Source organism: Halomonas sp. BDJS001, from assembly GCF_026104355.1.
GTDB lineage: Bacteria > Pseudomonadota > Gammaproteobacteria > Pseudomonadales > Halomonadaceae > Vreelandella.
On sequence record NZ_CP110535.1, the window covers coordinates 216402 to 236349 of the forward strand.

The 19948-nt window shown below is 54.9% G+C and carries 19 protein-coding genes and 1 pseudogene; 7 read left to right on the forward strand and 13 right to left on the reverse strand.

What is annotated here, in order from left to right:
• Window positions 1-4: 4 nt before the first annotated feature.
• Both OM794_RS01080 and OM794_RS01085 read right to left on the reverse strand, forming a co-directional pair.
• On the reverse strand, window positions 5-316 hold the full coding sequence (locus tag OM794_RS01080; RefSeq protein WP_226250200.1) for a hypothetical protein: 312 nt from the start codon (window positions 314-316) through the stop codon (window positions 5-7).
• 57 nt (window positions 317-373) lie between these two features.
• Window positions 374-1339 carry an alpha/beta hydrolase gene (locus OM794_RS01085; RefSeq protein WP_226250201.1) on the reverse strand — a complete coding sequence of 322 codons (966 nt, stop codon included), beginning with the start codon at window positions 1337-1339 and terminating at the stop codon, window positions 374-376.
• 154 nt (window positions 1340-1493) lie between these two features.
• On the opposite strand from OM794_RS01085, the gene OM794_RS01090 reads away from it, so the two are divergent.
• The gene (locus OM794_RS01090; RefSeq protein ID WP_226250202.1) at window positions 1494-2525 is read left to right on the forward strand and encodes an acyltransferase family protein; all 1032 of its coding nucleotides are present in this window, start codon (window positions 1494-1496) and stop codon (window positions 2523-2525) included.
• A gap of 60 nt (window positions 2526-2585) precedes the next feature.
• Here the strand turns inward: OM794_RS01090 and OM794_RS01095 are convergent, their stop codons facing one another.
• Window positions 2586-3209 (reverse strand): glycosyltransferase family A protein, encoded by a 624-nt coding sequence (locus OM794_RS01095; RefSeq protein ID WP_226250203.1) that lies wholly within the window; start codon window positions 3207-3209, stop codon window positions 2586-2588.
• A 532-nt stretch (window positions 3210-3741) separates the two neighbouring features.
• Here OM794_RS01095 and glnA point away from each other — a divergent pair.
• The 4 genes from glnA to ntrC all read left to right on the forward strand — a co-directional run bounded on the left by glnA (window position 3742) and on the right by ntrC (window position 8620).
• On the forward strand, window positions 3742-5148 hold the full coding sequence (glnA, locus tag OM794_RS01100) for a glutamate--ammonia ligase (protein WP_088702103.1): 1407 nt from the start codon (window positions 3742-3744) through the stop codon (window positions 5146-5148).
• 136 nt (window positions 5149-5284) lie between these two features.
• Window positions 5285-5863, forward strand: coding sequence for a DUF4124 domain-containing protein (locus tag OM794_RS01105; protein WP_226250204.1), 579 nt, complete (start codon window positions 5285-5287; stop codon window positions 5861-5863).
• A 274-nt stretch (window positions 5864-6137) separates the two neighbouring features.
• Window positions 6138-7196 (forward strand): nitrogen regulation protein NR(II), encoded by a 1059-nt coding sequence (gene glnL, locus OM794_RS01110; protein WP_226250205.1) that lies wholly within the window; start codon window positions 6138-6140, stop codon window positions 7194-7196.
• A complete protein-coding gene (gene ntrC, locus OM794_RS01115) occupies window positions 7193-8620 on the forward strand; it encodes a nitrogen regulation protein NR(I) (protein ID WP_226250206.1) in 1428 nt (475 codons plus the stop codon). Before glnL ends, ntrC begins: the two co-directional genes overlap by 4 nt.
• A 126-nt stretch (window positions 8621-8746) precedes the next feature.
• Here ntrC and OM794_RS01120 read toward each other — a convergent pair whose 3' ends face one another.
• The 6 genes and pseudogenes from OM794_RS01120 to OM794_RS01145 all read right to left on the reverse strand — a co-directional run bounded on the left by OM794_RS01120 (window position 8747) and on the right by OM794_RS01145 (window position 13846).
• The gene (locus tag OM794_RS01120) at window positions 8747-8920 is read right to left on the reverse strand and encodes a DUF6435 family protein (RefSeq protein ID WP_141101346.1); all 174 of its coding nucleotides are present in this window, start codon (window positions 8918-8920) and stop codon (window positions 8747-8749) included.
• Between the two features lie 89 nt (window positions 8921-9009).
• On the reverse strand, window positions 9010-9537 hold the full coding sequence (locus OM794_RS01125; protein ID WP_226250207.1) for a YqiA/YcfP family alpha/beta fold hydrolase: 528 nt from the start codon (window positions 9535-9537) through the stop codon (window positions 9010-9012).
• A gap of 5 nt (window positions 9538-9542) precedes the next feature.
• Window positions 9543-9674 carry an entericidin A/B family lipoprotein gene (locus OM794_RS01130; protein WP_226250208.1) on the reverse strand — a complete coding sequence of 44 codons (132 nt, stop codon included), beginning with the start codon at window positions 9672-9674 and terminating at the stop codon, window positions 9543-9545.
• 919 nt (window positions 9675-10593) lie between these two features.
• A pseudogene (locus OM794_RS01135) lies at window positions 10594-12047 on the reverse strand (sodium/glutamate symporter).
• Between the two features lie 133 nt (window positions 12048-12180).
• The gene (locus tag OM794_RS01140; RefSeq protein WP_226250210.1) at window positions 12181-12720 is read right to left on the reverse strand and encodes a phosphatase PAP2 family protein; all 540 of its coding nucleotides are present in this window, start codon (window positions 12718-12720) and stop codon (window positions 12181-12183) included.
• Window positions 12683-13846, reverse strand: coding sequence for a glycosyltransferase family 4 protein (locus tag OM794_RS01145; protein WP_226250211.1), 1164 nt, complete (start codon window positions 13844-13846; stop codon window positions 12683-12685). The genes OM794_RS01140 and OM794_RS01145 overlap by 38 nt, the downstream gene beginning before the upstream one ends.
• Before the next feature lie 325 nt (window positions 13847-14171).
• Between OM794_RS01145 and OM794_RS01150 the strand changes: the two genes are divergently transcribed.
• Both OM794_RS01150 and OM794_RS01155 read left to right on the forward strand, forming a co-directional pair.
• Window positions 14172-15176 carry a porin gene (locus OM794_RS01150; protein WP_226250212.1) on the forward strand — a complete coding sequence of 335 codons (1005 nt, stop codon included), beginning with the start codon at window positions 14172-14174 and terminating at the stop codon, window positions 15174-15176.
• 307 nt (window positions 15177-15483) lie between these two features.
• Window positions 15484-17187, forward strand: coding sequence for a bifunctional metallophosphatase/5'-nucleotidase (locus OM794_RS01155; protein WP_226250213.1), 1704 nt, complete (start codon window positions 15484-15486; stop codon window positions 17185-17187).
• 21 nt (window positions 17188-17208) lie between these two features.
• Here the strand turns inward: OM794_RS01155 and OM794_RS01160 are convergent, their stop codons facing one another.
• The 4 genes from OM794_RS01160 to OM794_RS01175 all read right to left on the reverse strand — a co-directional run bounded on the left by OM794_RS01160 (window position 17209) and on the right by OM794_RS01175 (window position 19863).
• A complete protein-coding gene (locus OM794_RS01160; protein ID WP_211594857.1) occupies window positions 17209-17577 on the reverse strand; it encodes a DUF1428 domain-containing protein in 369 nt (122 codons plus the stop codon).
• 21 nt (window positions 17578-17598) lie between these two features.
• Window positions 17599-17961: a YciI family protein gene (locus OM794_RS01165; RefSeq protein WP_226250214.1), complete on the reverse strand. Its 363-nt coding sequence runs from the start codon at window positions 17959-17961 to the stop codon at window positions 17599-17601.
• The gene (locus OM794_RS01170) at window positions 17958-18803 is read right to left on the reverse strand and encodes a YciI family protein (RefSeq protein ID WP_226250215.1); all 846 of its coding nucleotides are present in this window, start codon (window positions 18801-18803) and stop codon (window positions 17958-17960) included. Before OM794_RS01170 ends, OM794_RS01165 begins: the two co-directional genes overlap by 4 nt.
• A gap of 148 nt (window positions 18804-18951) precedes the next feature.
• Window positions 18952-19863: a LysR family transcriptional regulator gene (locus tag OM794_RS01175; RefSeq protein ID WP_226250216.1), complete on the reverse strand. Its 912-nt coding sequence runs from the start codon at window positions 19861-19863 to the stop codon at window positions 18952-18954.
• Window positions 19864-19948: the final 85 nt, after the last annotated feature.

Consider the following 19948-nt stretch of genomic DNA (forward strand, 5'->3'; position numbering starts at 1 on the left):
TCGTTCATGTCTCTTTTTCGTCGTCTTTCCTGTTTTCCATGGCGCGTTTGTCGTCAGGTACGCGGACGATGTGGCCGACTTCCAGCTTGTGGTGGCTTTGGTGGCGGCCACCTTTGGTGTCGATGATGGCGGCGACTTCGCCGATGCTGACGGCGTCCTCTTCTCGGTAGGCTTCTACTTTGATGCGCACCATGGCGCCTTGATAACGGGCGGAAATAATGTCGCCTGGGTCGGGGGCGTTGTGATCAGGGTCGTTTTTAAAGTACTCCGCTACGCTGGCGCTGCCGGGTTCGTCCCATTCGATATGCTGGTGCATCGCTGTCTTCCTTGTGTTGGAAAGTGCTTTGAAGGGTGTTGCTTTAGTGTAGTGCGTTCAACCGCTTACTTCCTCCGAGTCTGCTTCAGTTTGTGCTTCAACTACCGGTTGCCCCACGTACTGAAACAGGAAGTTGAGTGCTGCCGGTAGGCTGGCCCGCCATACCTGCCATGTGTGGCCGCCGGGGTAGAGGTCGAGGCGCACGTCATTGGGCTGAATGCGCTCCATGGTTTGGCGCAGGATGCGGGCGTGGAATTCCGCGTCATAGACATCGCTACGCCCGGCGCTGATATACAGCGGTACGGGGGAGAGGTCGCCCTCTTCTTCAGTGCCGCGGGGGGTTACGCGCAGGCGATACGCTTCCAAATAGGCGGTGTAGTTAAGGTTTTGCCATAGCTCGCGATCAAACTGGCCCTGCTCATTGCGAAAGGCCGGGTGGCGCCAGGCGGAGGAGTTGCGTGGTGGCAGGGGGGCGTAGCTGGCGGGGCTTAACGCGGCCACCGCGGCAAACAGTTCAGGTCGCTCCAGGGCAAAATTGAGCGCGCCGTAACCACCGGCGGAGAGACCTGCTATGCCGCGCAGATGTCGCTCTTGGCCCACTCGGTAGGTCGCTTCCACATGGGGCATTAGGTCGTTAAAAAACGCGCTACGGGCGGGTTCGTTGTGGCCATCCACCCACCAACTGCGGCTGCCGGGCATAATGAACACGGCCGGAGGAATATGCCCGGCGGCGATTAACCTATCCGCCACCTGCTGTAAATTGCCGCGAGAAACCCAGTCGCGGTCGGTGCCAAAAGAGCCGTGCAACATATAAACGACCGGATAAGCATCTGTCGCCTGGTCGTCATAATGATCGGGTAAATAGACACTGTAGGGGTAGTCGTAACCTAGCGTGGGCGAGAAAAACTGATGGTGCTCGACCTCGCTGGCGAATGAATGCCCACTGAACGTCAGCCAGCCAATAAACGCGGTGAGTAGGGCGTGAAATCGGTACGAGAATACTGGTGGCTTGGGGATGAACACGTCTCCTCCGGGAATTAAAACTGTTCAATGGGGTCGGACAGCGCGAAGGCTTTTATTGTTCATCATAGCCATATACGAATACGACAGACAGCAACGTCACTCATTATCGCCATGCAAAATACCAAGGTAGGAGTAGGTAGCGGCGGGAGGCCCAATGCGGAAAATTGAAGAGATCTATTGGTTGCGTGCTTACGGCTGTATAGCCGTTTTTTTGTTTCATTTATTAGATCACGTCAATCAACGCCTCGATAACGTCGCGACCGATTTAATGCGTATACCACTGGTCTTGGGTACGCCGATTTTCCTGTTTATTGCCGTTTTTGTGTTCGCCGTTCGCTACGATAAATCTGTGCCGGAAGGTTTTCTTGCCCAGCGCGTGAAGTATGTGATGGTGCCGTATTTTGTGTATGGCTTTATTTATTCGACGGCTGAATGGGCGAGGCTGCAGACATCAGATGAGCCGGTGGGGTTAATAGCCAACGCTATTGAGTATTATGTCTACGCGGGCTGGCATGGCTATTTTTTGATTATCGCGATGCAGTTTTATGTGGCCTACTGGTTGTTTACCCGCTGGCAGCTGTGGCGCTTGAACCCGGTGCCGTGGCTGTGGGGCGCTTGTATTATCAGCATGGGGTATTGGGGGTTGGCCTACTGGTTTGACGTCGATCTGCCCGGCTACCTGCTGTGGATCGCGCCGTTGGGGTGGATCTATGTGTTTTTCCTGGCGCTGGTACTGGTGCGCTACTACCCGCTAGCTCCTGAGAGCGTGCTGCTGGCACGCCCCGCCTGGATGCAGCAAATGGCTCGCCCGCTGTGGTTGGGGCTGATGGTGGCGCTGATTATTGCGGCGACCTTCGCGGGCTGGCTGGCATTCTCTTCCAAAGAGGTGTGGGTCATTCCCTTCTTCGTGCTGTTTACACTCTGCGCCATGCGCTACTTGGCGGGGCGTCCTGCGCCTTTGTGGGTACGCCACGTCAATGCATATTCGTTCGGTATTTATCTGGCTCACCCCATGTTCTTTGTGCTCACCGATCTGGCTGTCGAGCCGTTATCGTTGCCCGTTGGCGTCTACGCGCTGTTGCTTATGGTGGTTGGGGTGGTGGGGTCAGTGGGGCTTAATAAACTGGCGAATACCACTACAGCAGGCGCGATGCTATTCGGCAAGCAGTTGAAGGTAAGCCATTAAAGGTAAGTAAATTGACGACGGCAATAAGGCAAGCGCTAGCAGGAACTGGCCGAAAGGGTGTCAGGGACGTGGCGTGACCGCCGCTTCGGGGTTAGGCAGCATAGGGTCGTCGTCTGGTTCATCCATTTGGCTAAGCAAGTGCCCGCTGTAGGTTTTCAAGCGGGTGGGGCAGGCGTGCAAACGCTGCAGAAAATCGTCTATCGCGCTGTTATCGTCAAGCTCTGGGTCAAATCCTCCCAAGCGCTCTAGCCAGGCGCGTCTAACGGCAATATAGGGCGGCAAGATCAAAGCACTTGCTAATAAGCGCCGCAGGATGCGTTCCGACAGCGTTGGCCGGGTGAAGCCGATGATCAAGGCATCAAGGGTATACGTGTTGAGCTGTGGGTAGAGTGCGCCCCAGAGGTCGGCAGATAGCGGCTTTTTTTGCAGCGCAATGATGAGCCACTCCGCTTGACTGGCAGATGCAGCTTTATTGAGGCGGGCGCCCAGGGGCCGCGCTGGCGTAATCAGCGAGTGCGCGTGGTAGCGCTGTTCAATAGCACTGAGGCGCTCCTGGGCTTGAGTGGTCGTTACCAAAATAGGCAGTAAGTGATCGGCCACACCAGACTCACGTATGGATTTTAAGTGGCGTGGCAACATCTCACCCGTCACCATGGCATCAACGATAAAGCAGACCGACCCCATTTGCCGACTCCATTTGTGAGCAAATCTATCAATTTGTAATTTATTGTAGTAGCTGGTTTATTTGAGTAGCAAGTAAAAAAACTTGCGGGCCAGAAAAGAGTGCTCAGCGCATTGCTTGCACTATAAAAGAGCATTGGTCGTTATTTTTGTTCTATTTTGGTGCGCTATAAGGTTTTGAGGTGACTTCTAAGGCCGTTTTTAGCCGTTATGCGTCATCAAGAGGCATTCAAATCCATTTTTTATTATTTATAAAACAAACAGTTGTTGTTTTTTGATGCCATATTGGTGCAGTGTTGGCATGCTCTCTGCATTGTATTTGCAAGCGGCTAGCGGGTCGTAGGCATAAGCCTTGCGGCGTGCTAAAACGATAGCCGGTCTGAAATGCTCGCTGAGCGATTTGTTAAAAAAGTCAGGCAAACGTTGAGCGAACAAGAATGACAAACGTGCGGTTTAGCACGTATTTTGTCGAACAACACTTTTATCGGTAGCTTACTGTCGTTAGCTTTAAGCCACGCTCATACCGGAGGACACTATGTCAGCCAAGACTCTCGCGCTAATTGAAGAACACGATGTTAAATGGGTAGATCTGCGTTTTACCGATACTCGCGGTAAAGAGCAGCACGTGACCGTGCCTGCCCGCGATGTAGACGAAGAATTCTTTGAGAATGGCCAAATGTTCGATGGCTCTTCGATTGAAGGCTGGAAGGGCATTAACGAATCCGACATGATTCTGCGCCCGGAAGATGGTACCGGTTACCTCGACCCCTTCACCGAAGATGCGACGCTGGTGCTGCGCTGCGACATCATCGAGCCGGCCACTATGCAGGGTTACGATCGTGACCCGCGCTCTATTGCCAAGCGTGCAGAGGCTTACCTGCAGTCAACCGGCCTGGGCGACACCGCGTTTTTCGGTCCTGAGCCTGAATTTTTTATCTTTGACGAAGTGCATTGGAAGTCTGATATCCAGGGCTCCATGTACAAAATTACTTCCGACGAAGGCGCTTGGGCAACCGACAGTGTCGTTGAAGGCGGCAATCTGGGCCACCGCCCGCGCGTTAAAGGCGGCTACTTCCCGGTTCCTCCGGTCGATAGCTTCCACGATATTCGTGGCGCAATGTGTAATACCCTGGAAGCGATTGGTCAGACCGTTGAGGTTCATCACCACGAGGTTTCCAACGCGGGTCAGAACGAAATCGGCGTTAAATTCAACACGCTGGTGAAGAAAGCTGACGAAGTTCAGGAAATGAAGTACGTGATCCACAACGTGGCTCACGCTTACGGCAAAACCGCGACCTTTATGCCGAAACCGCTGGTCGGTGATAACGGTTCGGGTATGCACGTTCACCAGTCGTTCTGGAAAGATGGTAACAATCAGTTTGCCGGTGATGAGTATGCTGGCCTGTCTGAAATGGCGCTTTTCTACATTGGCGGCATCATCAAGCACGCCCGTGCCCTAAACGCCTTTACTAACGCTTCTACCAACTCGTACAAGCGTCTGGTGCCTGGCTTTGAAGCGCCGGTTATGCTGGCTTACAGCGCCCGCAACCGCTCGGCTTCAATCCGTATTCCTTACACCGCTAGCCCGAAAGGCAAGCGTGTGGAGGCGCGCTTCCCTGATCCGACTGCCAACCCCTACCTGGCGTTCTCTGCCATGTTGATGGCAGGTATCGACGGTATCAAGAACAAGATCCATCCTGGCGATGCCATGGACAAAAACCTGTACGACCTGCCGCCAGAAGAAGGCAAGTCAGTACCGACAGTGGCGCACAGCCTGGATCAAGCCCTGGAAGCTCTCGACGCTGACCGTGCGTTCCTGACTGAAGGCGGTGTGTTCACCGACGAAATGATCGATGCCTACATCGAACTCAAGATGGAAGAAGTGGAGCGTATTCGTATGACCACTCACCCCATCGAGTTTGATATGTACTACAGTTGTTAAGTACAGCTGTTAAGTACAGCTGCTAATCAGCGTTACGCACCCCCTGGCTGTTACTGTCAGGCAAGCGGTGGTAACAACGATGGTTAATGAACCCCGCTACGGCGGGGTTTTTTTGTTGGGGCTGAGGAGTGCGGCGATGAGCAAGGTCAATACAGTGGCCATGAGTAGCGTACTGGTTGCTGCCCTAGGCTTGGGGGGAGCCGCTGGCCCAGCGTGGGGGCAGACGGTTTACCGGGTGACCGATGAGCACGGCAACGTTACCTTCACCGATAACCCCGGCCGTGGTGGTGAGGCCTTGGAGTTAGCGCCGTTGCCTGTCCTGCCGCCTGCGCTAAGCGCTGCACTCACCCGCACTGGCACGGCTAATTCCAGCACGACTGATTTCAGCACCACAACACCTGCCGTTACACGGCCAAGCGGCAAACCGGGGCAGCCTTTTATGCCTTATGACCACTTCTCGATCGCTCTGCCCCAGCAAGGCGCACGGATGGAAGAGGGAATGACCGCGGTGGAGGTGGCTATTGCGCCACCGTTGCGCGATGACCATCAGGTGCGGCTGTTGGTGAATGGCGAGATTAGCCAGACGGCGCTACACAGCGATGTGTTTTGGCTAACGGGGCTTGCCTCAGGGCGGCACGAGCTTCAAGCGGAGCTGCTCGATAGCAGCCAACGTTTGCAGCACCGCACGGCAACAGTGACGATTACGGTTCCTTAAAAGCACTTTCATAGACGCAATTAGCAAAGCGCTACCAGAAAAAATAGCTCGATATACTCCTTTCCAAAATCTGGATGCACTAAAGTGGTGCATTGTCAGAGGCATTTGGCGCGACAAGTGCGCTAAAACGATCCACCCTCTTCCGCTGCAATGCCCGCAAGCCGTGCAAATGGGCATGCAAGCGTAGTTGGCGCGCTTTTTGCAGTTCCCTCATGGAGCATCCACCTGTAGGTCTGTATCGGCGATGGAAGACGTGATTTTTCAGGACACCACTATGCATCAGCGTTTGCTTGAGCATCTCACCACAGCCGTATTGCTGCTAGACGGCGAGCTGCGCGTGCGCTGGATGAACCCTGCCGCTGAAGCGTTGTTAGCCGTCAGCCTTAGCCGTGTTCACGGGATCAGCCTGGATACACTACTTGGCGGGGATGAGAGCATTGACGATGTATTGGCCAAGGCGCGGGATGCGTTTCACCCTTATACCCAGCGCGAAGCGCGCATTACGCCGCTGAATAGCGAACCACTGACGGTTGACTACACGGTGACGCCGTTATCAGACGATGAGCTGTTACTGGAAGTAGAGCCGCGGGATCGGTTGATGCAGATCTCCCGGGAAGAGGCGCTCACCACCCGCCAGGAGACCATCAAGGTGCTCGCCCGGGGGCTCGCCCACGAAGTCAAAAACCCCCTGGGTGGCATCCGCGGGGCGGCACAGCTATTGGAGCGGGATCTAGACGACCCCGCGCTGCGCGAATATACCCATATCATCGTCGAGGAAGTGGATCGGCTGCGCGACCTGGTCGACTCCATGCTCGGCCCTAACCGCATTCTTAAACATGAGCCGGTCAATATTCACAAAGTGCTCGAGCGGGTGCGGGCGCTGCTGATTGCCGAGCACCCGTGCGTGACGATTAGCCGTGATTACGATCCCAGCTTGCCCGACCTTTCCGGCGATGAGTCGCAAATGATTCAGGCGGTGCTCAACGTGGCCCGTAATGCGGTGCAGGCCATGAGCGATGCGCAAACACCGGAGCCTTCTTTAATACTGCGTACCCGCGCTCGCCGCCAGTTCACCCTGGGGGCTGAACGCCACCGGCTGGTCAGCGAAGTCGCCGTGGTCGATAACGGCCCAGGTATTCCTCCTGCGCTGCAGGAAACGCTGTTTTACCCCATGGTGTCGGGGCGCGCGGAGGGCAGTGGTCTTGGGCTCTCTATTGCCCAGTCGATTTTGCACCAGCATCAAGGGTTGATCGAGTGCGACTCACGCCCTGGACACACCGAATTTCGTTTACTGATTCCCATGGTTGTTAATTTCACCGGAGAAGCGTCATGACTGAGGCTGCACGTAATGATGTTGCGCGGGTGGTCATTGTCGATGATGACCGCGCTATCCGCTGGGTACTGGAGCGCGCTTTAGCGCAACCTGACCTGGACGTTGAGTGTATCGAGCGCGCCGACGTTGCCTTGCCCCGTTTGTTGGAAAACCCGCCCGACGTACTGGTCACCGATATTCGTATGCCGGGTATCGATGGACTGGATCTTATGTCCCGGGTACGTGAGGCGCACCCCGACCTGCCGGTGATCGTGATGACCGCGCACTCTGACCTGGACAGCGCCGTGGCCTCTTATCAGGGCGGGGCGTTTGAGTACCTGCCCAAGCCGTTTGACGTTGACGAGGCCCTGGCGCTGGTGCGTCGCGCCGTGGCCCACGCCCGTGAACGCCAGCGTCCGGTCACCGTGCCGGAAGGGCTGAATGCCGAGATCATTGGTGAAGCACCCGCCATGCAGGAGGTGTTCCGCGCCATTGGCCGCCTTTCCCACTCCCATATCACAGTGCTGATTAACGGTGAGTCGGGTACCGGTAAAGAGCGCGTTGCCCAGGCGCTTCATCAGCATAGCCCGCGGGCGGGCAAGCCATTTATTGCCCTCAATATGGCGGCGATCCCGCGTGATTTGATTGAGTCAGAGCTGTTTGGCCACGAGAAGGGCGCTTTTACCGGGGCGGCCCAGCAGCGCCAGGGGCGTTTTGAGCAAGCTAATGGCGGTACGCTGTTTTTAGATGAAATAGGCGATATGCCCGCTGAAACGCAAACACGGCTACTGCGGGTGCTGGCGGATGGCGAGTTCTATCGCGTTGGCGGCCATACGCCAGTCAAAGTGGATGTGCGTATCATCGCTGCCACCCACCAAAACCTGGAAGTGTTGGTGGATGATGGCCGCTTCCGGGAGGATCTGTTTCACCGTTTGAACGTGATCCGTATCCACCTGCCCAAGCTTGCCGAGCGGCGTGAAGACATCCCCCGCTTAACTCGGCACTTTTTAGCCGAAGCGGCGAAAGAGCTGACCACGGATATCAAAGTATTGACCAGCGAAGCAGAGGCGCACCTAACGCGTTTGCCATGGCCCGGCAACGTGCGCCAGTTAGAGAATATCTGTCGCTGGCTCACCGTCATGGCGTCGGGGCGGGAAATTTTGGTGGAAGATTTGCCGCCGGAGTTGCGTTCACCCAGCGCTTCGGAAAGCAGCGCCCACGGCGATTGGCGCACGGCGTTTCGTGATTGGGCGGATCATGCCCTGGCCGAAGGCCATACCCACCTGCTGGAAGAAGCGGTGCCCGATTTTGAGCGGATTCTGATCGAGACAGCGCTTAAACATACCGGCGGGCGCAAAGGGGAAGCCGCCGAGCTGCTGGGCTGGGGGCGCAATACGCTCACGCGTAAATTGAAGACATTGCTACCGGCACTCGCTGACGAGTAATCGCTGCTCGCCAGCGAGTATATATACCGTATCGGCGAGGGCAGGGTACGCCAGCTCCATAGCCAGTGCAGCAGGCTAAAAGCGCTAAAGCCACTAGTGAGCCATGTGTGCCTATTGGCGAAAAGGCTATTCTGCCGCCTCAATGCGCCTGATCTCGGCAAGCAATGCTTCCGCTTCTTCAGTAAGCGTGGCGTTGGCGCGCATATCGCCATTACGTGAAGCCTCCATGGCGGCTTGAAGTTTGCGCTCATACTCTTGCTGCAGCTTCTTTTTTGGGTCGCGCTTAAACATGCCTAACATGAGCAATCTCCTCGCTATCCACACTATGGTGTACACCATTTGTATAGGTTTTGAGGGCGCGTGTCGAATGTTTGTTTTAGCTAGGCTTGCTAATGGTTCTGTGCGGGCGCGCTGCATTGGCGTAAAAAGCGCTCAAAATCCAACAAAATAGTCTCCAGGCTGGCGTGCAGGCGGTGGTCGTCATCCACCATGCGTAGCGATAAGCGCTGCAGACGGGCTCGTTCGATCACGGGCTCAGGGGCAACGACGTCATCCCGCCAGCCGTGAATGATATGGGTGTGCTGCGCCTGAATAATCGGTGACGTTTCCGGGTAGTCGGCTAGTCCCAGTGCGGGAGCCAGCAGAAAGCAGCCCAACACCGGCTGTTGAGCGCTAACCGCCGCACTTAGCCAGCCTCCTAAGCTCGAGCCTGCCAGCACACACTGGGCAGGGTCGTCTCCGCGCTTGGCTAATACCCCCAGCAGATGCTCCAGGCGCAGCTTAGGCTCAGCTATGTCTCGATAGTCCATAACTACCGGTTCACAGTCATCCAGCTTTTCCGCAACGCCTTTAAGCGCCTGGGTTTTTAGCGCTCCCGGCCCGCTCTCAAGACCATGGGATAGATACACAGTCATCATGATGTTTAGCTCGCTGCGCGCTGGATAGCTTCGCCACCCTGCTGAATGTCTTCACCTGCACCACGAATGGTATTACAGCCACTGACCAGCAGCAGTGTCACCATTATTACGATGCCAAGAGCGATAGAGCGTTTCATAGTGGTCTCCTTGAAGGCAAGTGAGTAGATAGAAGCAAAATACCCCCAACGGTGACGATTCGCTACGCTTTTCAATGTGTTTCGTTTCAAGGAGCGTTGCAGTGTGTCTCAACCGGGGATGCTTATGTCGCATGTGCCAGTTCGATACATGGAGATGAGCGTCGAGGAGGGAATTTTGGCATCCTGTTAATTTTTTAAGCTATTGTTATTAAATAAAATTATTTTATTTTGGCATGGTTTGGCTCAGGGCCTGCAGGTACTAAGTAGCAGCGTAGATATTTATTCATTATTCAGTAGTTTAAAGTTTCAGTTGATTAGAGGTAAACGACAGGTTGGGTGTCAGCAAAACTGAGTGAGTGGGCTGACGGGCAGAAGGAAGGCAGGGAGCCAATAAGTAAGTTAACAGGACGTGAAAGGACAATCAGCCCACTCACTGGTTGCAGCGCAAGGAGGCGTTGTTCATCAAACTAGGGAGTGGAGCGATGCGAAACAGCCATCTCATGAAAATGAGGTGGTTTTTTTGCGTGCTGAATTTTTATTAAGTATTTGATATTTAACAATATTTTATTCTTTATCTGCTTGTGCAGAACTCGCATACACCGTTACCGCACAGATTAATGCATTGTTTTGGTCTATCCTTCGATGAAATCAAAATGCAGCGGTTAGAAAACGCAAACGTAACGACCGCTCACTATCAGGGACAAGATTATGGCGATGGCATTGATGTTATGCATGTTTGTTTTGTTCTTAGGATTTTCAGGTGTAGGTGTCTATATGATGTTTAAGACATCATTTATGGCAAGAATAGATGAGCGTGATGATATGCCGCCCGATGTTTAAGTTTCTGTTTTTAAATTATAAAACCGCTACGCCCGCTGATGCGGGCGTAGCGGTTTTTGGGTAGAGCCACTGGGTTGCGTTAGCTCTTCTTCCAGCGGCCTTTACCGCGTTCTGGCACCATGCGCCCGAAGTAGAGCAAGCCAAACGCTAGCCATCCCACGGTTAGTAGAGCGGCAAAATCAGTACGGCCAAGGCGCCAAATTCGGCAATTAGCGGTAAGGCGGCGGCTGTAAACAGTCCGCCCCCCACAATCGGTTCAAACATCAGCTGTTTATAACCAAAGCTCTCTAGTGCGCCAGACTCGTTTTTGGGGTCTGCCATGCGCATCAGCAGCAGGCCAGTCACAGTAACCCCCATGGATTGGCCGAAATCGCCCACCCCGCGTTCAAACCAGTTTTCCGGTATCACTCGGGGCGCGATAACGATCAGCACAAACAGCCCCCAGGCAATCCCCGCCACAGCGAGCAGCAAGAAGGGCAGGAAGTGCTCACCTAAGGTGGTCAGCGAAAGGGTGGCGAGCGCAGCCACGATAGTAAAGTCCAGCGCGGTGCCGGCAATTCGTGACATGGTGCGGCTGGATACGTGACGCTCTAACCCAAATCGCATCACAATCAGCTGCACAATTACCCCACCAATCATGGCGATTGGGAAAAGCGGTACATGGGCGAGGATTTCCAGGCCGCCGTCGCGTGCCCAGGTGACTTGCTCTATCCATTGCAAGCCCGACAGGATTAACCAGCCGATCACAATGGCGATACCGACTAAACCGATATGCAGGCTTAGCGGATCGGTGGTGCCTGCCTCTTGCTCCAGGTCTTTTTTAAATTCGCTGAATTCTGCGGTAGAAGGGCGCTCGTCTTCACGCATCAATTCATCGGGATCCTCTGGTTGGTTCCCCCCATCCTGAAGTTTAATAATCCCACGACGCGCAGCAATATTGATCAGTACCGTACCTATCAGCACCCCTGCTACGATGCCTACTGTCGCCAGCCCCAAAGCCAGGTCGGCGCCTTCTTCGAAACCTAGCTCTTCAAAGGTGTCGGCCATGCCCGCCGCCGTGCCATGGCCGCCTTCAAAGCCGATTTCGATTAATGCCCCCACCATGGGGTTCATATTAAACACCGGCACTAACACCAGCAGTGCCAGGCTCAACCCAACAACATATTGGCCCCATGCCATGGTTTGCCCGACGACGACTTGCGGCCCTGCGCGCAGCCAAATAGTGCGCAGCCCAGGGATTGCTTTACCAATAAACAGCGCCGCGAAGACAACATTAATCAACAGCCCCGGTAGAGCTGCCCAACTCTCTTGAACATAAGCAGGAAACAGGCCGGGACTTTCTTCAAAAAAGGTAGGCAGGGCTTTGCCTAGTACATCAGGGCCCATCAGTAAGAGTAACAAACCACCGATTACCGAGCTGGGTAGGAAGAGGCGTCTTAACCAGGGAAGCCATAGACGCAGGGCATTGCTGGCTAACAGAACTAACCCGATGAGGACTAATGCTATAAATAATTCACCAACCGTCATGGTCATCACATCACTCCTTGATGCTGGCGCACCGCTACTGCCGCTAATAAGTAGGTGCGTTCAAAAAAGACAAGGTTGGATTAACCATAGCGCTTAGTCATCGATTACGCGAAAACAGTTATGGGAAAACCGGTGGGGGTTATCCCATCCAATAGAGGCTGGCCAAGGCAAACGCGTAGCCCATCGCTGCCCCTGCAACTACATCGCTTACGTAGTGGAGCCCTAAGCCCACCCGTGAGATCGCTATCAGCAGCGTTAATGGCAATACCACCGGCAGTAGCCAGGGTGTGTGGGCGGCGACTAACACGCTAAACATCACCGCGTGCATGGTGTGGCCGCTGGGGAAGCTATAACGGTCGCGGGCCGGCTCACAGCACTCGATGCCTTCCCCATAAGTAATAAATGGCCGCTCACGGCACAAGCGGGTCTTCACCAGCCGATAAATGGCCACGGCAAACAGCGCAAGCACGCTGTACTGCAAGACACGCCAGGCGCCGTTTGGCTGCAGCCAGGGCTGGGCGAGGATGAGTAACACCCAGACAGGCCAGTCGCCTAAGCGGCTGGCAGCCTGAAGCGTGATGCGCCAGGGGCGGTAGATCGATAGCCGAGATATACGCTGGCAGAACTGCCACTCCAGCAGGTCAAGACGATCGAATACGACAAGCGGACGCGGGCGCATGATGGGCCTCCTGGGCTTGGTGTAGGTAATTCAAAAACTGCTCGGCAATGCTCGTCCAGCTTTGCTCAAGTGCGCGTAAGCGCGCTACGCGACCTAAACGAGCGTAGTCAGCGGGGTGTTGGCACAACTCAACTGCTGCCTGTTGAAAAGCGGCGCTGTTACCAGCGGGTACGGTGACACCGTTGTGGCCGCTGCTAATCAGTTCAGCGCTGGCCGCGTGCTCGTAGGCCACTACGGCCAAGCCGCTGGCCATGGCTTCCGCCACCACATTCCCCCAGGTTTCTGAAAGCGAGGGAAAGATGAACAGGTCGGCACTGGCGTAGTGGCGAGCGAGCGATTCCTGCCCCACGAAACCGGTGAAGTGTGCATCAGGCAGAGCCTTTTCCAGCTGTGCCCGTGCGGGGCCATCGCCGACGATGATCTGGGCGATATCGGGGCGTACCTCGCGCATGGCTTGAAGGCTTTCATGTAGCAAGGTGAGGTTTTTTTCCGCGGCTAATCGGCCTACGTAAAGCGCCACCGGCTGATGCTCGCTTACCCCCCAGCGTTGGCGCAATGAAGGATCTCGGTGGGCAGGTGAAAACCGCTCCCCGTCCAGCCCGCGTGAAAGAACGTGGACGTCCCGAATGCCCTGACTCTGCAGTGCTTTTGCCTGCTGGTGGGTAGGCACTAACGTCAGGTCGCAGCCGTTATGGAAGTAGCGCAGGTAGCGCCGTGTGGTCGAAGCCAGCCAATTGACGCCATAATCTTCACAGTAGTGGTCGAAGTTGGTGTGCCAGCCTGCTACCAGGGGAATATTGAGTTGCCGCGCTGCTTGGCGTGCTGCCCAGCCGAGAGGGCCTTGGGTCGCTACGTAGATGATGTTTGGTCGGTGCTTACGCCAAAAGCGGCGCAGCGTAGCGGGCCTGACCAGCCCCACCTGGACATCGGTGTAACCAGGTAAGGCAAAGCGTTGCACCTGTAACTCCCGGTTAATACCAGTTGCGTTACCTGCGCTCCGGGGGCGCGGACGGATCACATCAACCGGCACTCCTTGCCGGTTAAGTTCACAGCTTAACCGGCTCAATGTATGGGCAACGCCATTGATGTCCGGTGACCATGTTTCACTAACGATGCAGAGCCGCATGAGCGATTCATCCCTTTATCACGTTTTCCTACAGTGTGGGCGGGGCGAATGACACTGCCGAGACAAACAGGTGAATAAGTGATGACACGCCTGAATAAATAGGCTAAGCGATAAAGTGCTGGAGTTGCCTACCTCTTTATCAGTTCAATGTTAAATTTGGATGGCAATTTTGTTTAATAAAGAATAAAAAAATAAGTTCCCAAAAAAATAAAACTTTAAAGTAAATGAAATATAACTCCTTTAAGGTTCCCTGCGTTGAGGCGTTATTCGTCCTTCATTGTGCCTTCGCAAAGCGCAAGTATTAACTACTTCAATGGGAACGATCATGTTTAAAAAAACGACTCTGGCATTAGCCGTTAGCGGTTTATTGGCCGCCTCCGCAGCACAAGCTGCCACTGTTTATGATCAAGACGGTACCGATCTTGAAATTTATGGTCGTATCGCTATGGGGCTTGAAGGTGGCGGTATTGATAACGGTGTTGATAATGGCGAAGAGTTCCGTAATTTCGGCTCGCGTTTACGGATTACCGCTGGCCACCAGATCTCTTCTGACCTGCGTGCATTCGCCCGTGTAGAGTGGCGCTTTACAGGTGATGAGCGTAATACCTCTTCTGGTTTCGATGAGGTGCGTAACAGCTACCTGGGTCTGGAAAGCCAGCAGTTTGGTACCTTTATGGCCGGTAACTACGATAGCTTCTACGACAAAAACGTAATGACGCCGTTCGATGTCTACGTTGAGCGCGGCTACGAGTTTGCGGGTGGCGGCCTACAGGCACGCGGCGATTCGATTGGTTATAAAACGCCTAAAATGAGTGGCTTCCAGGCTGTTATTTCTGCCAAGCACTTCTCTGAGCGTGGTTTGACTGAAGCCGAGCAGACTTCCGAAGGATCGGTTATCGCCACTCAGGGTGGTGTTGTTTACGAAACAGGCCCAGCTCGTTTAGCGCTTGGTTACGTGGAAGATACGGTACGCGGTGGCGGTAACGGTGAAGTGCGTTATGGCGCTACGGGCGAGTTTGCTATTACGGATGCTTTCGCTGCTCGTGTAGGTTATGAAACCCGCGGTGATGATGATGTTAACGGTGGTGGCTTCGATAAAATCGGTGTTGGCGCTACGTACGCTATCGATTCCTGGAAGTTCTTCGCCGACTACTACAACATCGACGTAGATGGCGAAAGCGACGAGCGTAACGCTTGGGCGCTGGGCTCCATGTACAAGCTGTCTAGCAACTTCGATATGTTCCTCGAATTTAACGATCGTAATCTGGATGCTGTTAATGATTTTGAGGAAGATGTGTATTACGCACTGGGTGCCCGCTATCACTTCTAATTAGTCGGGTGATGGTAGCAGTAGTGCTGTATTAGTTTTTTACGTTAGTTCTTTAGCTTTTAGTTAGCTCGCATGTTTCGATCTTTACCGGTGTGGTTAATTCCACACCGGTTTTTAGCGTTTTTGTTTTTTATGCTTTATTTGGCTGTCTTCAAAGAGGCGGTCTTTGTTCTTGGCGAGTTATTTATCTAACCGTAAACTTAAGAGAGGAGAGAAGGTAATAATTTTGCCATGGAGACGAAATGTCGCAGGTAGTCTATCTTTACTGCTAAGGTGTCCTAACACCGTTATGAAAGGAGTCATTTAGATGCGTTTTCACCGCTATGGCATGGCGCTAGGGACAGCGTTATTCGCCACCGTTCCTCCCGCCTTGGCAGATAACTATACCCTGACGCTATTTCACACCAACGATTTGCATGGGCGAACCGATCAGTACCCCTATCTAGTTACTACGCTGAAAGAGGCACAGGAGCGCTTTGGCGAAGGGTTGCTGCTGGATGCGGGTGACATCTTCTCAGGCACGCTCTATTTCACTGAGTTTCAGGGCCAGGATGCCCTCGAATTCATGAATATGATGGGCTACGACGCCTTTGTGCCGGGCAACCATGAGTTCGATTTGGGTGATCTGGAAGAGGGGCATCAAGCGTTAGCGGCGTTTTTTGCGGGCGCCGAGTTTCCTGTTGTAGGCGCTAACCTGGACTTCTCAGAGGGCCCGGAGTTTGCTGATATGCTGGGCGAGTCAATCAGCGCTGACCCCCAGGCGGGGGCGCTTTATGACGGTATTATCGTTGAACATAACGGCGAACCTATCGGCATCTTTGGGTTAAGCACTCAGGACAGTGAGACGATCTCCAGCCCTGGACACATCACCATTAGCGATTATCGTGAAGCGGCTGAAGCCATGGTGGCGGCGTTTGAAGAGCAGGGCGTTAACAAGATTATTGCCCTTACCCACTTGGGCTACGACAGCGACCCCAGCGTGGGTAACGACCTGCTGCTGGCTGAACACGTCGAAGGCATCGATATTATTATTGGTGGTCACAGTCATACCCAAGTGTCGCCCCCCAGGCTGTTAAGTGAGGCCCGTACTGGTGAGGAGCTCCCATCACCGACGGTGATTGGCCAGGCAGGCGAGTATGGCCAGCACCTAGGCGTTATGCAGGTTACCTTCGACGAGAATGGCGTGGTGGTGGATGCCAGTGGTGAGCTGCTGGCCGCCGACGACCGCGAAGCGGATTCTGACGCGGCTCAGCGGCTTGAACCCTATACCGCGGAAATTGAAACATTGCGGGATACCTTGATCGGCGCTAAGGCGATCTCCGATCTGCCCAATCCCCGCCACGGCAGCGGCGATGAACGGAGCGTGCGTGCCAATGAAACAGCGCTGGGTAATTTAATCGCCGATGCCCAGCTGCATGCCGCGCAGCAGGTAGCCCCCGAGACGATCATGGCGATTCAGAATAGCGGCGGTATCCGTGAAGCGATTGAAAGGGGTGATGTGTCCGTAGGCGATCTAATCGCCGTACAGCCATTTGGCAATCGCCTGACGCTGCTTGACGTCACCGGCGCTGAGCTGTTGGAAACCTTCGAAATCGCCCTGGCCAATGCACCCGGCGAGGATGGCGGTTTTCTGCAGGTATCAGCTGGTGTTGAGCTGGTATACGACAGCAGCAAGCCGTCGGGCGAGCGGGTAGTTAGTCTAAGCGTTGCCCAGGAGGGAGCGATGCAGGCGATTGACCCCGAACGGACTTACACCATTGCCACCAATAACTTTACCGCTGCTGGCGGCGACGGGCATACGGTACTTGGCGCGGCCTATGAAGATGGTCGCAACACCATCGTTGGCAATACAGATTGGGAGATGCTGCGCGACTATATGGTGGAACGCAAAGAAGTGTTCTACCAGGTTGAAGGGCGGATGAATGATATAGCTCACGAGGATGTAGCTGAAGAGGATGTCGCTGAAGAGAGTGTGGCGCAAGAGGGTGTGGCCCAGGAAGCGTCGCAGTGAGTTCCGGGCCACAAATAGCGCTTACTCATCAATGATGCTTTCAAAGCCCCCAAAGATGAGCCGCTTGCCATCAAACGGCATCGGGTTAACGTCCATCTGCAAGCGCGGATCCTCCATGACTTTGGACATCCCCTCGTCGCGCACGGCGCGGGATGGCCACTCTATCCAGGAAAAGATGATGCTTTCGTCATCCCTGCGCTTGACCGCCATGGTGAAGGAGGTCACTTCTCCTTCGGGGACGTCGTCTCCCCAGCACTCCACGACGCGCAGTGCGCCGTGCTCCTTGAAAACAACGGCCGCGGCGCGGGCATGCTCAATAAATTCGGCTTTATTAGCGGTGGGCACGGCAGCGACGAAACCATCGACATAAGGGTGGGTAAGCTTGCTCATGGCTGTTCTCCTATTACTGTTTTATTCTGCTTTAGGGGGGAGTTCTCGAACGGGGCGTACCTCAATGCTACCCAGCCGGGCGGGTGGGATACGGCTAGCCAGCTGGAGCGCCTCATTCAAGTCGTGGGCTTCGAGCAGGTAGAAGCCCGCCAGTTGCTCTTTGGTTTCTGCGAAGGGGCCATCGGAGATTAACGTCTCGCCATCGCGCACGCGTACGGTGGTGGCGGTCTCTGTCGGTTGTAATGGCTGCCCACCCAGGTAGTGGCCGCTGGCGCTCAGGCGCTCAACCCCAGCAATGCATTCCTGGTTGAGGTCGTGCCACGCCTGTTCGCTCATGGCGTTGATAATCTGTTCCTGGTAATACACCAGCGCAACGTACTTCATGGGGAGTCTCCTTCTGTGGCCAAGGGGCAGTTGTCTGACGGAACGTTTACCATCCAGCCGACGCCAAAACGATCTATCGTCATGCCGAACCCTGGTGACCAGAAGGTCGCTTCGAACGGCATGATGATCTTTCCACCCTCCGCTAGCTGGGCAAAGGTGCGTGCGGCCTGCTCGATATCCTGGTACTCCAATTGAACCTCTACCCCTTGGGGCGGTGTATAGCACTCAGCCGCCATATCGGCGCCCATCAAGCGGCGTCCACGTAGGTTCAGCGAGGCGTGGATGATGCGGTCATGGAGTTCCGGCGGTGAGTGTTCAGCGGCGGGCGTTTCAGCGTAGGTCAACAGGCACTCCAGATGCCCTCCGGTGACATCAGCATAGAACTGCATGGCCTCCCGGCAGGTGCCGGGAAAGGCAACGTGCACGTTCATGGCATCAGGGACTCGAGCAAGGTTACGATGCTGCTCAATTCCAGCGCCGGGCTCGAAATCCTCCAGTGAGAAGTAACGCCGTAGTTCTAGAGTCACGTTGCCATCGGCGTCTCGAGTGGGCCACTGCTGGGCCCACTCAATGGCCGCCTGAAGGGAAGGTGCCTCCAACACGCTGTAACCGGCAATACGCTCACTGGCTGGAGAGAGCGGCCCTGGGATGAGGGTGGGCTCACCGTTTTTGAAACGGATCAGACATCCGTCGCTGGTCGGATGTAAGCCATCGCCGCTCAAAAACACGCCTGCCTCGATCATTCGCTGGTTATAAGCGGCCATGTCGGCAAGCATTTCCTGAGATGGTATAGCGCCGTTCTCGGTGTCGGCGTCGGCGCGGCGTATCAGCATAAATTTCATTGAGAGCCTCCTGGGTAGTCAGGCTTGATAGTGACTCTCTCTAGTCGTTTGACGTGCTCGCAAATCGACACAGCCTAGATATTATTTTTGTTAATCGGCATATCTGGTTGATTTCCTTCTGCTATCGAAGGCAGGTTAAATGATCTTATTACGTAGCAACGACTTCCTCTCGGCGTGCCATGACATGATCCAGGAAAGCCCGAAGCTGAGGAGTAACCAGTCGGTTGCCTGGGTAGTAGAGATAGAACCCAGGCTCCCTAGGGCACCAAGCCTCCAGCACCTCAACGGCATCGCCGGCCGACAGCAAGCTCCTCACCTCCGGCTCAAGGAAATAACCAATACCTAGGCCATCCTTGACCGCACGCAGCCGCGTTGCCACATCGTTGGTACACAGCGGGCCGGTCACAGCCACCCGTACGGACTGCCCTTCGCGCTCGAATTCCCAGTGGAACAGGTGCCCTCCGCTGGGCCAGCGCATATTGATACAGGTATGATTCTTCAAAGCCGCGGGATGCTCCGGAGTGCCTGCCCGAGCCAGATAGCGCGGCGATGCCACTGCAATCCAACGCAGAGGCTCGCTCACTGGCACGCCCACCATATCCTGTTCCAGGCTCTCACCGAGCCGTAGCCCGGCATCACACTCACTCGCCACCACATTTTCCAAACGATCCGAGATGACGATCTCGACTTCAATGCCAGGGTAAGTCTCGGCAAAGCTAGCCAGGTGTGGTGCCAGCGCATAAGCAGCCCCTGTGCGCGACGCATTGATCCGCAACCGGCCGCCAAGCGCGTCCTGTTGCTCCAGCAGCTGCGCTTGAGCCGCTGAAATTTCCTTCAGAGCGGGCCGAACTCGCTCGTACAGCTGTTGACCCGCTTCCGTTGGCCGCGTGGTTCGGGTGGTTCGGTTCAAAAGGCGCTGGCCCAAGCGTGCCTCTAGCCGCTGGATCGTCTGGCTGAGTGCCGAGGGCGAAACGCCTAGCCATCCCGCCGCGCGTGCGAAATTGCCACGTTCGACGATTGCCATAAAGGCGCGCAATTCCGCCACATCGCTACCTTTCATTGTTTATTTCCGCTTCATAGTCCATGAATATATCAGTGTATTCTGTCAGTTTAAGAACAGGCCTACCATTGCGGAAACCAACCGC

Coding starts and splice junctions, on each gene's coding strand:
- OM794_RS01080 (WP_226250200.1), bottom strand. CDS start 316: ATGCACCAGCATATCGAATGGGACGAACCCGGCAGCGCCAGCGTAGCG.
- OM794_RS01090 (WP_226250202.1), top strand. CDS start 1,494: ATGCGGAAAATTGAAGAGATCTATTGGTTGCGTGCTTACGGCTGTATA.
- OM794_RS01095 (WP_226250203.1), bottom strand. CDS start 3,209: ATGGGGTCGGTCTGCTTTATCGTTGATGCCATGGTGACGGGTGAGATG.
- glnA (WP_088702103.1), top strand. CDS start 3,742: ATGTCAGCCAAGACTCTCGCGCTAATTGAAGAACACGATGTTAAATGG.
- OM794_RS01105 (WP_226250204.1), top strand. CDS start 5,285: ATGAGCAAGGTCAATACAGTGGCCATGAGTAGCGTACTGGTTGCTGCC.
- glnL (WP_226250205.1), top strand. CDS start 6,138: ATGCATCAGCGTTTGCTTGAGCATCTCACCACAGCCGTATTGCTGCTA.
- ntrC (WP_226250206.1), top strand. CDS start 7,193: ATGACTGAGGCTGCACGTAATGATGTTGCGCGGGTGGTCATTGTCGAT.
- OM794_RS01120 (WP_141101346.1), bottom strand. CDS start 8,920: ATGTTAGGCATGTTTAAGCGCGACCCAAAAAAGAAGCTGCAGCAAGAG.
- OM794_RS01125 (WP_226250207.1), bottom strand. CDS start 9,537: ATGATGACTGTGTATCTATCCCATGGTCTTGAGAGCGGGCCGGGAGCG.
- OM794_RS01130 (WP_226250208.1), bottom strand. CDS start 9,674: ATGAAACGCTCTATCGCTCTTGGCATCGTAATAATGGTGACACTGCTG.
- OM794_RS01140 (WP_226250210.1), bottom strand. CDS start 12,720: ATGCGCCCGCGTCCGCTTGTCGTATTCGATCGTCTTGACCTGCTGGAG.
- OM794_RS01145 (WP_226250211.1), bottom strand. CDS start 13,846: ATGCGGCTCTGCATCGTTAGTGAAACATGGTCACCGGACATCAATGGC.
- OM794_RS01150 (WP_226250212.1), top strand. CDS start 14,172: ATGTTTAAAAAAACGACTCTGGCATTAGCCGTTAGCGGTTTATTGGCC.
- OM794_RS01155 (WP_226250213.1), top strand. CDS start 15,484: ATGCGTTTTCACCGCTATGGCATGGCGCTAGGGACAGCGTTATTCGCC.
- OM794_RS01160 (WP_211594857.1), bottom strand. CDS start 17,577: ATGAGCAAGCTTACCCACCCTTATGTCGATGGTTTCGTCGCTGCCGTG.
- OM794_RS01165 (WP_226250214.1), bottom strand. CDS start 17,961: ATGAAGTACGTTGCGCTGGTGTATTACCAGGAACAGATTATCAACGCC.
- OM794_RS01170 (WP_226250215.1), bottom strand. CDS start 18,803: ATGAAATTTATGCTGATACGCCGCGCCGACGCCGACACCGAGAACGGC.
- OM794_RS01175 (WP_226250216.1), bottom strand. CDS start 19,863: ATGAAAGGTAGCGATGTGGCGGAATTGCGCGCCTTTATGGCAATCGTC.